At 60.6% G+C, this 14,205-nt stretch carries 12 protein-coding genes; 9 read left to right on the top strand and 3 right to left on the bottom strand.

The features are described from left to right. Nucleotides 1–70: 70 nt before the first annotated feature. Nucleotides 71–3,592, bottom strand: a complete 3,522-nt coding sequence (locus tag ACP90_RS11290; RefSeq protein WP_062488393.1) for an indolepyruvate ferredoxin oxidoreductase family protein — start codon at nucleotides 3,590–3,592, stop codon at nucleotides 71–73. Nucleotides 3,593–3,739: 147 nt separating this feature from the next. On the opposite strand from ACP90_RS11290, the gene ACP90_RS11285 reads away from it, so the two are divergent. Next, nucleotides 3,740–4,219 carry an Lrp/AsnC family transcriptional regulator gene (locus ACP90_RS11285; RefSeq protein WP_006939550.1) on the top strand — a complete coding sequence of 160 codons (480 nt, stop codon included), beginning with the start codon at nucleotides 3,740–3,742 and terminating at the stop codon, nucleotides 4,217–4,219. A 33-nt stretch (nucleotides 4,220–4,252) separates the two neighbouring features. On the opposite strand, the gene ACP90_RS11280 is transcribed toward ACP90_RS11285, so the two are convergent. Next, the gene (locus ACP90_RS11280) at nucleotides 4,253–5,521 is read right to left on the bottom strand and encodes an FAD-binding oxidoreductase (RefSeq protein WP_062488392.1); all 1,269 of its coding nucleotides are present in this window, start codon (nucleotides 5,519–5,521) and stop codon (nucleotides 4,253–4,255) included. Between the two features lie 101 nt (nucleotides 5,522–5,622). On the opposite strand from ACP90_RS11280, the gene ACP90_RS11275 reads away from it, so the two are divergent. The 5 genes from ACP90_RS11275 to ACP90_RS11255 all read left to right on the top strand — a co-directional run bounded on the left by ACP90_RS11275 (nucleotide 5,623) and on the right by ACP90_RS11255 (nucleotide 10,742). Next, nucleotides 5,623–6,588, top strand: a complete 966-nt coding sequence (locus ACP90_RS11275; RefSeq protein WP_031269250.1) for a sodium:proton symporter — start codon at nucleotides 5,623–5,625, stop codon at nucleotides 6,586–6,588. Nucleotides 6,589–6,657: 69 nt separating this feature from the next. Then, nucleotides 6,658–7,440, top strand: a complete 783-nt coding sequence (locus tag ACP90_RS11270; protein ID WP_062488391.1) for a DUF2259 domain-containing protein — start codon at nucleotides 6,658–6,660, stop codon at nucleotides 7,438–7,440. 121 nt (nucleotides 7,441–7,561) lie between these two features. After that, entirely contained in the window at nucleotides 7,562–8,233 is a 672-nt protein-coding gene (rpe, locus tag ACP90_RS11265; RefSeq protein WP_062488390.1) for a ribulose-phosphate 3-epimerase, read from the top strand. Nucleotides 8,234–8,561: 328 nt separating this feature from the next. Beyond that, a complete protein-coding gene (locus tag ACP90_RS11260; RefSeq protein ID WP_062488389.1) occupies nucleotides 8,562–8,861 on the top strand; it encodes a GIY-YIG nuclease family protein in 300 nt (99 codons plus the stop codon). A gap of 303 nt (nucleotides 8,862–9,164) precedes the next feature. After that, nucleotides 9,165–10,742: an APC family permease gene (locus ACP90_RS11255; RefSeq protein ID WP_055655050.1), complete on the top strand. Its 1,578-nt coding sequence runs from the start codon at nucleotides 9,165–9,167 to the stop codon at nucleotides 10,740–10,742. Nucleotides 10,743–10,760: 18 nt separating this feature from the next. On the opposite strand, the gene ACP90_RS11250 is transcribed toward ACP90_RS11255, so the two are convergent. Continuing rightward, nucleotides 10,761–11,243, bottom strand: a complete 483-nt coding sequence (locus ACP90_RS11250) for an NUDIX domain-containing protein (RefSeq protein WP_062488388.1) — start codon at nucleotides 11,241–11,243, stop codon at nucleotides 10,761–10,763. 158 nt (nucleotides 11,244–11,401) lie between these two features. Here ACP90_RS11250 and purB point away from each other — a divergent pair, with 158 nt between their 5' ends. The 3 genes from purB (at nucleotide 11,402) to ACP90_RS11235 (ending at nucleotide 14,122) form a co-directional block, all read left to right on the top strand. Then, nucleotides 11,402–12,730, top strand: a complete 1,329-nt coding sequence (gene purB, locus ACP90_RS11245; protein WP_023000891.1) for an adenylosuccinate lyase — start codon at nucleotides 11,402–11,404, stop codon at nucleotides 12,728–12,730. Between the two features lie 237 nt (nucleotides 12,731–12,967). Next, nucleotides 12,968–13,369: a DUF4260 domain-containing protein gene (locus tag ACP90_RS11240; RefSeq protein ID WP_062488387.1), complete on the top strand. Its 402-nt coding sequence runs from the start codon at nucleotides 12,968–12,970 to the stop codon at nucleotides 13,367–13,369. A 3-nt stretch (nucleotides 13,370–13,372) separates the two neighbouring features. Beyond that, nucleotides 13,373–14,122: a metallophosphoesterase family protein gene (locus ACP90_RS11235; protein ID WP_062488386.1), complete on the top strand. Its 750-nt coding sequence runs from the start codon at nucleotides 13,373–13,375 to the stop codon at nucleotides 14,120–14,122. Nucleotides 14,123–14,205 lie beyond the last annotated feature (83 nt).

Genomic DNA, 14,205 nt, shown 5'->3' with positions numbered 1-14,205 from the left:
CACCCGGAGCAAAAGACATAAAAAAACCGGCACCCTGCGGCGCCGGTTTTTTGCTGTTCCTGCTCAGCCTTTATTCGGCTGCCGCCAGAAACTCCTTGGTGCCGGTCTTGTTGTCCGAACCGCCGTCGTTGCTTCTGTCGAGCTGCTCCAGAAGCACACGGCGCTTTTCAGTCGCCTTTTCGATGTTGTCATCCTTGATCGGACCAAACCCGCGGATAAGATCCGGAACCCGGGCGAGCTCGACCAACAGGCCGTAGTGTCCTTCCGGCAGCCGCTTCAGGATCTCGGCAATATCGCCCTCATACTGGCTGATGAGCGCGCGCTCGGTCTTGCGTTCCGCCGTCCGGCCGAACGGGTCGTACCATTTGCCGCGCATGCCCTTGAACTTCGCCAGGAAGCTGAACGCGGAGAAGATCCAGGGTCCGAAGGCAATCTTCTGCGGACGGCCGGTCTTTGGATCCTTGCGATGCGCGAGGAACGGCGGCGCCAGATGAACCTTCAGCTTCTTCGGGTCTTCAAAGCGCTGCGCGATCTTCTCCTTGAAGGCAGGATCGCTATAAAGCCGCGCGACTTCATATTCGTCCTTGTAGGCCATCAACTTGAAGAGCATGTCGGACACAGTCTGCGTCAGGCGGAACGGGCCCGGACCATGCGCTTCGTCAGCCTCTTTGACCTTGCCGACCAGATCCAGATAACGCTGTGCGTAGGCCGCATCCTGATAGGCAGTCAGCTCCTGGGCGTTGAAGGCAATCTTCTCATCGACGGTAAAGACACGCTGTTTTGCTTCCGACGGCAGGGCCTTGAGCAGTTTTTCCGGATCTGCAGCCAGCACGCGGCCTGCACGGAACGCCTTGATGTTGTTCTTCACCGACGCGCCGTTGAGCTCCAGCGCGGTTTCAATGGCATAGTCCGAGACCGGCAATGCGCCACTCTGGAAAGCCATACCGACCAGCAGCATGTTGGCATAGATGGCATCGCCCAGAAGCTTCTCGGCAATGTCTGCTGCATTGACAGGCAGATATGTGCCGGAGGCTTTGCGCAGGGTGCTGTCCATCTGCTTTTCATCGAAGGAAAGCGTCTGCTTCAGCACGAATTCCGCAGTCGGGGCCACCTTGGTGTTGGCGACGGTCATCGTGTGACCACGATGAGCGAGCGCGAGCTGATCCGCGTTCGCGGCCACCACCATGTCACTCGCGATCAGAAGGTCGAGGCTGGCTGCCGGAACCCGCGGACCTTCAATCGACCTGTTGCCCGCCGCAAAACGCACGTGAGACGTCACCGGGCCACCCTTCTGGGCAAGGCCGGTCATGTCCAGCGTGGAAGCCTGCTTGCCGTCCACATGGGCCGCCATAGCCAGGATCGCGCTGATCGTGGTCACACCCATGCCGCCGATACCGGCCACAAGCGTGTTCCAGGTGCGGTCAAGCGAAGCAAGCGTCGGCAGCGGCAGGGTTTCCACCAAGGTGTCGATATCGACATCCGCCTTCTTCGGCTTCTTCAGTGCAGCGCCGTTGATCTCGACAAAGGACGGGCAGAACCCCTTGATACAGGAGAAGTCCTTGTTGCAGCTCGACTGGTTGATGACGCGCTTTTCACCGAATGGCGTTGCCAGTGGCTCCACCGACAGGCAGTTGGACTGCACGGAACAGTCTCCGCAGCCTTCACACACCCGGTCATTGATAAAGAGGCGCATGTCCGGATCGGGAAACTGCCCGCGCTTGCGCCGGCGGCGCTTTTCCGCGGCGCAGGTCTGGTCGTAAACGATCACCGACACGCCCTTGAAGGTCTGGAACTCTTCCTGAACGTCCATCAGTTCGTCGCGGTGGTGAATCTTGGTTCCCGGGGCAAGCGGTGTCCAGGAGCCGTAGCTGTCCGGGTTCTCCGAAACCACCGCTATCCGCTCGACGCCTTCGGCTTCAAGCTGACGGGTGATCTGCGGAACGGTCAGCTGGCCGTCCACCTTCTGGCCACCGGTCATGGCAACCGCGTCGTTGTAGAGGATCTTGTAGGTGATCGGGACGTTGGAGGCGAGCGCCTGCCGGATCGCCAGGATGCCGGAATGGAAGTAGGTGCCGTCGCCGACGTTGGCAAAGACGTGGCTGTCGCCGGAGAAAGGCTGCTGCCCGACCCACAAGACACCCTCGCCGCCCATCGCAATCTGGCCTTCCGTTGTCCGCCCGGCCATTTCCGTCATCGCGTGGCAGCCGATGCCCGGCAGCGAGCGGGAGCCTTCCGGTGTCTTGGTCGACGTGGAATGCGGGCAGCCGGAGCAGAAGTAGGGAATACGGGCAGCGCGTTCCGCATGGCCCTGGGCCCACATGGCCTGTTTGGTCATCCGGTTGGCAACCGCGCGCATTTCTTCCGAAACCACATCGCCCGGCAGCCAGGTCATGAGGCCTTCGATCAGCTCGGCAACGGACAGTTCCAGAACGTCGGACAGGAACGGTGTCCCGTCCGGACGGCGTTTGCCCCAGATCTCCGGCCGGCTCATTTCCGGCCAGTGATAGGAGATGTCCTTGATCTGGGATTCCATGAACGCGCGCTTGTGCTCCACCACCAGCAAACGTTCTGTGCCACGGGCGAAATCACGCAGGCCGAGCGGCTCCAGAGGCCAGCTCATTGCCACCTTGTAAACCCCGAGGCCCAGCGCCTTGGCAAAGTCCTCTGTAATGCCCATCAGGTCGAGTGCCTGCAGAAGATCCCGATAGGCCTTGCCGGAAGCAACGATGCCGTATTTGGGATTGGTCCTCGTTCCGAAGGTGACCCGGTCCAGACCGTTCGTCCGCACATAGGCCTGAGCCGCCGGAATACGAAGATCGCGCACCAGACGCTCTGTCTCCAGGCGGTTACCCAGAAGGAGATCGCGGTTCTGGTGATAGTCCTTGCGCGGATCGCCTTCCAGCGGACGCACCATGCGCAGCCTGTTCGGAGAGATATTGATCGTTGCCGATGCATCCATCGTGTCGGCAACGCAGATCAGGGCCGTCCAGAGGCTGGTGAAGCGGGACATTTCCAGGCCGTGCAGGCCGTAGTCGAGAACATCCTGGATATCGGCCGGGTTCAGGACCGGAATTTCTGCATGCTCGAAATAGAACTCGCTCTGCGCCGGCAGGATGGAGGATTTTGCAAGGTGGTCATCACCGGCCAAGGCAAGCACCCCGCCGTTGCGGTCGGTGCCCGAAGCGTTGGCCTGGCGCAGCACATCGCCGGCACGGTCGACGCCCGGCGCCTTGCCGTACCAGATGCCGAAGACACCGTCGTAAGAGGTCGCCCGTCCAACACCGCCCTCGCCGCGCAGCTTCTGGCTGCCCCACACTGCGGTCGCGCCCAGCTCTTCGTTGACGCCCGGCTTGAAGACGACGTCATACCCCTTGAGGTGGCGATGAGCCCGCATCAGCTCTGTATCGTAACCGGCAAGCGGCGATCCCCGGTAGCCGGAAATGAAGCCGCCCGTTTTCAGGCCGGCCAACTGGTCCATGCGCGCCCGATCGAGCGCCAGCCGGACAAGCGCCTGTATGCCTGTCAGATAGACCCGTCCTTCCGTGGCGACGTATTTGTCCTCCAGGGTAACGGTTGGCATGTGCACGTTCATCCGAATTCCTCCTCAACCGACATCTGGGGCAATGTCCCCCGGCGGCAACCTCACATAATAGGTAATATCATCCTTTTCTCAGGCAATTTCTGTGCTATCGTCACGGCCAATCACCCAGAGGCAGAATAAAAATTCCTAAAATATCCAATGACAGATAAATATCTTCTCGACCCGTCGGACATACGTGTTCTGCGTGTACTGCAACGGGATGCGTCGCTCTCCATTGCCGAGGTGGCAAAGGAAGCGGGCATGAGCCAGACGCCTTGCTGGCGCCGGATCAAGCGCCTCAAGGAACAGGGAATCATCCGCCAGATCACTGCCATCATCGACCGCGAATCCGTGGGTCTTGGCTTCGTGGCCTACTCGTTCGTCAAGCTTGCGGTTCCCAGCCGCGAGAACATGGAAACCTTCGACAAGCTGGTCCACCATTGGCCCGAGGTCGTGACGTGCGAGCGCATCACCGGTGCCGTCGACTATCTTATCAAGGTTGTGACGGATGATATCAAAACCTACGACAATTTTCTGCGTTTGAAGCTGCTGGACAATACGCTCGTGTCCGATGTGCAGTCTCGCATCGTCGTCAATACGGTGAAGGATACCGTCGCCCTGCCTTTGCGCGAGAGCTGACATCCGACCTTGATCGGCCACCAGGTTAGACGCTCAGGTGGCGAACCGCAACGCAGACAGCCCCGCCGGGTCCAGGAAAGGCTGCTTGCCCGCAATCATGCTGGCCAGTAGCCGTCCCGTCACCGGCCCGAGCGTGAAACCGTCATGGGCATGGCCGAAGTTGAGCCACAGGCCCGGGATCTTTGCAGACGGACCAACCACGGGCAGCGAATCCGGCAAACATGGCCTGCTTCCCATCCACGGCTGTTCCTGTAACGCCCGTCCAAGCGGAAAAATTTCCTCGGCCCGTCGTTTCGCCAGCTTGACGATCGCCGGATTGGGCGGGGCATCGCGCTCGGCCAGTTCGACGCCAGTGGTCAGGCGAATGCCATTATCCGTCGGTGTCAGGGCGAAGCCGTTTTCGACATCCACAACCGGTCGTGACAGGGACGCCCCGGACAACGGACGATAATGCATGTGGTAGCCACGCTTGACCGCAAGCGGATAGGTTTCTCCAAGACGTGCCAGCAGATCCGCGGACCAGGCGCCGAGGGCAACCACTGCCTGGCGGGAAAACAATGTGCCGCGTTCCCCCTCGATTTGCCAGCCGCCACGCTCCTGCTTCAGCTTCATCGCATCGGCGCGGAAATACCCGCCCCCGTCATGCACGAATCCTCGCCAGAAAGCATCGACCACGGCACCGGGATTGGACACCGAACAACTTTCCGGCCAATGAACGCCCCTCAGCCCCTGCGCCGTCAGGCCCGGCTCCAGCGTTCCGATCTCGCCAGCCGACATTTCCCGATAGGAAACGCCAAACACCCGCGCGTATTGTCGTTCGCTCTCGCTTGCGTGGAAGGCAGTCTCCGAGCGGTAAAGATGCAGCCAGCCGCCCTGGCGGTAAAAGCGGTTGGCATTGGTCGCATGCGCCAGGTCCAGATGCTCCTCGACGGCAAAGGCTCTCAACGGAGCAATCGCCCGCGAATAGGCCTCAACCCCGCGGGCGTTGCCTGCTGCGTGGAACTGGCGCAGCCACGGCAACATCCGCAGTACGGTGGCCATGTCCAGCGAAACGGCACTGGAGCGGCCGAAAAGGATCCCCAGAAGCGTGAGCGGATGCGTCGGCACCGCATGCGGTACGAAGCCGTTGCGCTGGACAATCCCGGCATTGCCGAAGGAAGCTTCCTCGCCCGGGTGCTTGCGGTCGATCAGCGCAACGGACAGGCCCAGCCGCTGCAGATGCAGTGCCGTCGACACGCCGACGATACCGGCGCCGAGCACCATCACGTCGAAGGATTGCGTTTGCCTGGTTTTTGCTGTCATGCCTGTTCCGGACGGTGCCCTAATACTGGCGTCCGAGGTCCGGATCCTTTAAGAGGCGCGGAAGTGCCTGCCACAACTCGCGGTTCAAAGGACAACTTAAGATGATTCGATGGTGTGGTGCAGGCTTGGCATGGATCGGGCGCAACGGAACGGCCGCCCTTGCTGTGAGTATCTTCATCGGCATGGCCTTGCCGGCGCTGTCCGCCTATCTACGGCCCTACCTGACCGTTGCTGTCTTCAGCCTGTTGACCCTGGCTTTTCTGCGGGTCGACACCTTCGCGATCCGCATGCGCCTGCGTCGCCCCACGCTTCTGATTGCCGCCCTCCTGTGGATGATGCTCGGCGCCCCCCTGCTGACGTGGCTGCTGATCGATCTTTCCGGCCTGAAGGCTCTTGGCCCCGATGTGATGTTGGCCCTCTTCATCGCAACCGCCGCTCCCCCAGTGATGGCGGCTCCTGCCTTCATCTATTTGCTCGGCCTTGATGGCACCCTCAGTCTCGCGCTTTCTGTTGCCGCTCTGATCATCACCCCGCTGACGGCCCCCTTCATCGGCGAGTTGATGCTCGGGCCTGCCCTGCCGCTCAGCGTCGGTGGGCTAGCCATCCAGCTCTCCCTGCTGCTTGCAGGCGCCTTTGCGGTCTCGATTGCCTTTCGCAAGCTGGCCGGTGAAGAGCGCCTGGCTCGCTCCTCCCACCACATCAGCGGTCTCAATGTGCTGCTGCTGCTGGTCTTTGCCATAGCTGCCATGGACGGTGTCGCCGCAAGCTTTGCCGCAAAACCACTGTTCACGCTGGGCCTTACCGCCATCACCTTCTGCCTCGCACTGGTACAGATTGCGCTCAGCCTGTTGCTGTTCTCACCGGCGACCCGAGAAGACGCCTATGCAATCGCCCATACCTGTGGCACCAGAAACATGGGACTGATGGTCGCCGCCTTCGGTGGCACCCTGCCGGAATTCACCTGGCTCTGGTTCGCTGTCGGCCAGTTTCCGATCTACATCCTGCCCCTGTTCCTGAAACCGTTTGTACGAGTGTTCTGCCGTCTGAACGTGAAAACTGTGACGTAGCACACCTGACAGGCGAACGTGCTAGGCTTACCACTTGCCAGGTCAAACACTTCGCGTGAGGAAAGTGCCGTGTCCGTTCTGCCATCCACCGTCAAATCCCTGTGCTCATCGGCGGGCCGCAGTCTTCTGTGTGCCGCAACGCTCCTGCTTGCCGGCGCGAGCCTTGTCCCGGCCGCAATGGCTGGAGACACCGCAGAGCTTCAGCTTCTCGGCTTTTCCAGGAACGGCGATTTCTTCGCCTTTGAGCAGTTCGGCGTCCAGGACGGATCCGGCTTCCCCTATTCTGAGATCTTCGTTGTCGACGTGATCGGCGATACCTGGGTGCCGCCGTCCCCCTTCCGCCTGCGCAAGGATGTTGACCCGGGTCCGGGCGATGCAGCCGACAACGCCCTGTCGGAGACCAGGGCGGAGAACCGTCTTGCCGCCCAGCCGCTGCTTCAGGACAAGGCCATTGCCGGTAAAGGCCAGACGGTCGGTTTCAATCCTCGCACGGAATTGACATCCGATCCCCACAAGATGCTGGTTGCCACCCGTACCGCCTTCCTGTCCGGTGACGATCCAATCGACCTCACCCTGTCGGAATACCCCCTGCCGAATGCCCAGTGTCAGAGCTACGGTGCCGAGACCAAGGGGTTCCGCCTGACCATGGTCCACAATGGCGTCACCCGCATCCTCAACGAGGACAACAGCGTGCCTGAAAGCCGCCGTTGCCCGCTGGCTTACCGGATCGAGCGCATCGTCACCCATTTCCCCGATGAAGCCCCGCCCGTCTTTGCCGTGCTAATCCAGATGGACAGCCTCGGCTTCGAAGGACCGGACCGCAGATATCTGGCGATAACGGGACGTCTTTGAGCTTCTAAACCGATTGAGGCCGGCTCGGGTATCTTGCCCAGTCGCATCAGAAGTGCTAGCGCGGCGGCAACATCAGAAAACGGGACGATAACGGCCCGTCTGGCCTGTCCGGGAGTTTGCCATGCCGCGCGACGTCAAGATTGCCCCCTCCATCCTCGCCTCCGATTTTTCCAAACTCGGCCAGGAAGTCCGCGACGTGGTGGAAGCGGGAGCCGACTGGATCCATCTCGACGTCATGGACGGCCACTTCGTGCCGAACATCACCTTCGGCCCGGATGTCATCGCCAAGCTGCGCCCGCACACGGACAAGATCTTCGACACCCACCTGATGATCGCTCCCTGCGATCCCTACCTGGAAGCCTTTGCAAAGGCAGGATCCGACATCATTACGGTTCATGCCGAGGCCGGCCCGCATCTCGACCGGTCTCTGCAGGCAATCCGCAATCTGGGCAAGAAGGCCGGTGTCTCTCTGAACCCGTCGACCCCGGAAAGCGTCATTGAATATGTTCTCGACCGGCTGGATCTCATTCTGGTGATGACGGTCAACCCGGGTTTCGGCGGTCAGAAATTCATCCAGTCGCAGGTCGAAAAGACCCGCCGCATCCGCCAGATGATCGGTGACCGTCCGATCGACCTCCAAATCGACGGTGGCGTCACCCCCGAAACCGCCCCCCTCGTTGCAGCGGCTGGTGCCAATGTGCTGGTGGCAGGGTCCGCAGTCTTCAAGGGCGGCACGGTGGAAAGCTATGCCGGCAATGTCTCCGCGATCCGCAAGGCCGCGGAAGAGGCTTGAAGGCGGCGCTAGCTCTTATCGAGTGCCCGGGTCATACGTCGTGGACTAGGCATCCTAAAGGCAACCGTTTTTATAGAGGAAACGCCACCACAGGCTGAGCAAGCGGCCCATCCTTCGAGACAGGCCTTTGGCCTTCCTCAGGATGGGGTGGAGGGAGGCATCAAGGCTGGGAGGCTGGGAGGCTGGGAGGCTGGGAGGCATCTTGCACCTCAGACTTCCCACACAAACACCCTCATCTTGAGGAGGACCGCCAGGTCCGTCTCGAAAGATGGGCCACACCCCCAACCGGCCCGACCACTATTTGTCCAAGCCATGATATCCAGCATCGATGAAGGTTACTTTCTATATCCTCAGATGTTCGAACGGCAGCTATTACACAGGCGTCACGCGAAAGGATCTCGCGAGCCGAGTTAGTGAACATCAGCAAGGCACGTACGACGGTTACACAGCGCGCTACCGACCGGTTGAACTGGTTTTCAATTGCGAGTTCGAGCAGCTTACAGACGCGATTGCCTGCGAACGCCAGGTAAAAGGATGGCGGCGTAACAAGAAAGAAGCCTTGATCAAAGGTGAGTTCGACCTGCTTCCCGCATTATCGAAACGGGGTGAAACCGCATCAAAAAATTGAGCAAGCGGCCCATCCTTCGAGACAGCGCTTCGCGCTTCCTCAGGATGAGGTGGTGGGAGGCTCTGATGGGCTGAAGCTCTGAAGCTCTGAAGCTCTGAAAGTAATTTCACCTCAGACTTCCCACACAAACACCCTCATCTTGAGGAGGACCGTCAGGTCCGTCTCGAAAGATGGGCTACAGGTACCCGTTTCACCCACGACTTCCGGTCGCGAAGCAATTACTTCCGCAACGCGTCTTTCCGTCGAGACATTCCCTCGGTTAAGCTCTCCCCGTTAAAGACTGGGGGAATCGTCTTGGCGCATATGCAACGCAGTATCGGTCTGCTGAGCCTCACCTTTGTGGCGATCAGCGGAATTCTCGGATCTGGCTGGCTGTTCGCGCCCTTGATGGCTGCGCAAGCTGCCGGGCCGTCATCACTCATCGCCTGGATGATTGGCGGCTTCGCGATGCTGCTTCTTGCCGCGACCTTCGCCGAGATCGCGGCGATCCTGCCGGTTGCAGGCGGCATCGGCCGTGTGCCTCATTTTTCCCACGGGTCGGTCGTCTCCATGACAATGGGCTGGACGGCCTGGGTTGGCTACAACACCACCGCCACCATCGAGGTGGAGGCAGTACTGCGCTACTCCAAGAGCCTTGCCCCCTGGCTTTACGGGTCAGACGGACTTCTCAGCCCTGCCGGTCTGGCGGTTGCCTGCGTCCTGCTGGCGGTCTTCACGGTACTCAATGCCTTTGGCGTCCGCTTCTTTGCCCGTCTCAACACGGCGCTCACCTGGGTCAAGATCCTTGTTCCGGCCGGACTGGCCGCCGTTATCCTCACCTCCGAGTTCCGATACGCCAATTTCAGCGAATACGGTGGCTTTGCCCCCGAGGGGTTGAAGGGCATCCTGTCGGCGATCTCAACCGGCGGCGTGATCTTCGCCCTGATCGGCTTCCGCCACGTGATCGATATGGCCGGGGAAGCCCGCAATCCGAAGGTGAACGTGCCGCTGGCGCTGGTGATCAGCCTGGTCGTCTGCCTACTGATCTACGGCGGCCTGCAGCTCGCCTTCCTGGGCGCCCTTGATCAGTCACAGCTCAAGCAAGGCTGGGCGGCGCTCAGCTTCCCGGGCGAGCTGGGCCCCATGGCGGCCCTTGCGACCGCCGTCGGCGCACTCTGGATCGTCAGCATTCTGGACAGCAGTGCCCGCATCTCCAGCTTTGCCTCGGCGCTTGTGTCCGTCGGCTCGAACGCCCGCCTCGGCCTTGCCATGGCCCAGAACGGTCTCTTTCCGAAGTTCATGGAAACGCTTTCGGCGCGCGGCGTGCCGCTGTTCGCTTTGCTGATCAACTTCGTTGTCTCGGCTCTGTTCTTCTTCATTCTGCCATTCAACGAAGTGCTCGCCCTCAACACGTCATCCATCGTATTGTCTTTCGTCGTCGGCCCTGTCGCCGTGCTGGCCTTCCGCCAGCTGATGGCCGACGCCCCGCGAGCCTTCGTGCTGCCCGCTGCGCCTGTCACCGGGTGTCTTGCCTTCGTCGTCGCCAGCCTGATCATCTACTGGAGCGGCTGGGACACCATGCTGCATCTGGGCGTCTGCCTGCTCATCGGTTTCCTGCTGATGATCTACCGCAACAGCAGAGGCGGCTTCGACAGCCTGGACTGGCGCGAGGCGGCCTGGCTTGCTCCCTATCTTGCAGGTCTTGTGCTCATTTCCTGGCTTGGTTCCTTCGGCGGCGGCGCGGGCTACCTGCCGGTTGGACCGGATATCGCCGTGGTTTCTGCTCTCGCAGTTGCGGTCTACATCCTTGCGGTGCGCCTTCGCCTTCGCCAGGACAAGTTCGATCTCTACATGGCCGAGGAAAAGGCTGACGAGCGGATGGAATACGGCGACGGCGCGTGAGGCCTTTCAGGATCCAGCCTAGCTGAAACGGCGGCCCGGCGCGGGTTTCCCCGCCTGCCCTGGCAGCTTGTCCTTCAAACCGGAGGGATAGAGCTCAAGCCCCTTGGCGGCCAGTTCGTCAAGCGTGATCCAGCGTGCCGTCCCGACCGTGTCATCATTCACCTCGTAAACGATGGTATCGGTCCGGTAGTAGCTGTTGTCGGTAAAATGGGCGTGGCACAGAAAAACGATCTCATGGCCTGCGACGCCATGATGATCGTAAATGTTCTCCATGACGATATACTCGTCCAGCAGAGTGATCCTTGCTCCCAGCTCTTCCAGGAACTCGCGCTGGAGGGTATCGCGCCAGGGCTCGCCAAACTCCACGGTGCCGCCGAGCGGCCGCATGCCGGTGATACGTCCCGTATCGTTCCGCACGTCTGACAGAAGCAGCGCGTCATCCTGCCAGATCAAGGCAAGAGCCTTGACCGCAATCGTGTTAGCCGGCCGCCAGATTGTCATTCGTGTCTCCTCAAAGACAGTCGCATCGCGCTCGTGTGCACCGTAAAATTCACATTCGGGCACTTTGCTGCAAGCAAAAACCGCGTCTCCGCATTGAAGGGGCAGCGCCCCTCTGCTATTCCGCAGCCAGATTTTCCACATACGAGGTCCATTCGCCGATGATCCCGCGCTATTCCCGTCCCGACATGGTTGCCATCTGGTCGCCGGAATCGAAGTTCCGCATCTGGTTCGAGATCGAGGCCCATGCCTGCGACGCACTGGCCGAGCTCGGGGTCATTCCGAAAGAAGCGGCCAAGACCATTTGGGAAAAGGGCGGCAGCGCCACGTTCGACATCGACCGCATCGACGAGATCGAGCGCGAGACCAAACACGACGTCATCGCCTTCCTGACCCATCTGGCGGAAATCGTTGGCCCGGATGCCCGTTTCGTGCACCAGGGCATGACCTCGTCCGATGTGCTCGACACCTGCTTCAACGTCCAGCTGGTCAAGGCAACCGACATGCTGTTGGCCGACATGGACGCCCTGCTTGCCGCGATCAAGCGCCGGGCAATGGAACACAAGGATACCGTCTGCATCGGCCGCTCCCACGGCATCCATGCCGAACCGGTAACCTTTGGCCTGAAGATGGCCGAAGCCTATGCCGAGTTCGACCGCTGCAAGAAGCGCCTGCTGGCAGCTCGTGAGGAAATTGCCACCTGCGCCATTTCCGGTGCGGTCGGCACGTTCGCAAACATCGACCCGGCCGTGGAAGAACACGTCGCCAAGGCCATGGGCCTCCAGGCCGAACCGGTCTCCACCCAGGTGATCCCGCGTGACCGTCACGCGATGTATTTCGCAACCCTCGGCGTGATCGCCTCCTCCATCGAGCGCGTGGCAACGGAAGTCCGCCACCTGCAGCGTACCGAGGTTCTGGAAGCGGAAGAATTCTTCTCCAAGGGCCAGAAGGGCTCGTCGGCAATGCCGCACAAGCGCAACCCCGTCCTGACCGAAAACCTGACCGGTCTTGCCCGTATCGTCCGCGGCTTCTCCATTCCCGCAATGGAAAACGTGGCTCTCTGGCACGAGCGCGACATTTCGCATTCTTCCGTCGAGCGCATGATCGGCCCGGACGCGACCATCACCCTGGATTTCGCTCTGGCCCGCCTGACCGGTGTCATCGACAAGCTGCTGGTTTATCCGGAGCGCATGATCGGCAACATGGACCGTCTCGGTGGCCTCGTGCATTCCCAGCGTATCCTGCTCGCTCTCACCCAGGCTGGTTCGTCGCGCGAGGACGCATACCGTCTGGTCCAGCGCAACGCCATGAAGGTCTGGGACAGCTACCAGGTGGCAGGGGCCGCCTCGGTCGACTTCCTGACCGAACTTCTGAACGACGCGGATGTGCGCAAATATCTGTCCGAAGAAGAAATCCGCGACCGCTTCGACCTCGGCTACCACACCAAGAATGTCGATGTGATCTTCGAACGGGTGTTCGGCGAAGCATAAGTCTTCCGCCATTTGGCGGCGTAAATTTGCTTTCCGTCGTCATCCCGGCCAAGCGAAGCGCGAGCCGGGACCGGGGAGCCACAGAATTTTGTATTCGCACAGGAAGTTTGACCGATAGACCTCGGCTCCCCGATCCCGGATCTCCGCTTCGCTGCGTCCGGGATGACGATCCGAGGTCTGTAGTCGGGCTTCGGGGAGGCATCGGCCTCCCCTTCTCTTTCCGCGGAAGGTAAAGCGATGTCCGGCGAAAAATCCCTTGTTGCCTGGCAGCGCATCGAAGCGCTTTTTATCCTGATTGCTTCATTGGTCCTCTATTTCTGGACAGGGGCACCGTGGCTGACGTTTGTCATCCTCATTCTGGTGCCCGACCTGTCGATGCTGGGCTACTTGGCCAATCCACGCGTTGGCGCCCTGATCTACAATCTCTTTCACACCTACATCGGCCCGGCCCTCCTGATGGGGCTTGGCGTCCTGCTCACGGATTATGATCTGGATCCCTACGCCTTCTGGGATTTTGCTCCGATCGCGATCATCTGGACCGCCCACATTGCGTTCGACCGGGTTCTGGGCTACGGCCTGAAGAGCCCTGAAGGGTTCAAGATCACTCACCTTGGCCGGATCGGCCGTCAGGATAGCTGAATCATGAAAATCGCCGTCGTCTCGGACATTCACGGCAATGTCCTGGCCCTTGAAGCCGTGCTTGCAGACCTGAAACTGGAAGCACCGGACCTGATCGTCAATCTGGGTGACTGCATTTCCGGTCCGCTCTGGCCGGAGGAAACTGCCGCCATCCTGCGTGAGACTGCCTGGCCGACCGTTCGCGGCAACCATGACCGCATCGTCCTGGACGATCCGATCGACAAAATGGGACCGACCGACGTCTTTGCCGCTGAGCGTCTTTCCCGGGCAAGCCGCGACTGGCTGGCAACAAGCCAGCCGACCATACGCCTGACGGACGAGATTTTCCTGTGCCACGGCACCCCGGATAACGACGACCGCTACCTGACTGAAAAGGTGGACGGGCCGAAGGGACACCTGCCGGACGAACAGACCTTGCTGGACGAGTTGAAGGGCGAAACCGCTCCCGTCATCTGCTGCGGTCACACGCACATTCCCAGGGCCATCCGCCTCCAGAAAACCGGGCAGATCCTGCTCAATCCGGGCAGCGTCGGCTTGCCGTCCTACGAAGACGACCATCCGCACCGGCATGTCATGGAAGCCGGCAGTCCGCATGCCCGCTATGCCCTGATGACAAACAATCACGGAGCATGGAACTTTCAGGAAAAGATCCTGACATACGATTGGGACACAGCCTCCGCCGAGGCGGAAAAGAACGGGCGTTCGGGTTGGGCCCGGGCCCTGAAACACGGTTTTTACGGCCCACTTTCCTGAGATCTTCGCGATCACAAATGACGGAGCATGACCATTTCGGGGAACGAAGCCGGGCGCTCCACGTTTTATGTCCATGATTAGCA

Origin of the sequence: Labrenzia sp. CP4 (assembly GCF_001579905.1) — a bacterium.
In the GTDB taxonomy this organism is placed as follows: domain Bacteria; phylum Pseudomonadota; class Alphaproteobacteria; order Rhizobiales; family Stappiaceae; genus Roseibium; species Roseibium algicola.
Note: the sequence above shows the minus strand (reverse complement) of the source record. Positions and strands in the feature narration are given on the sequence as shown.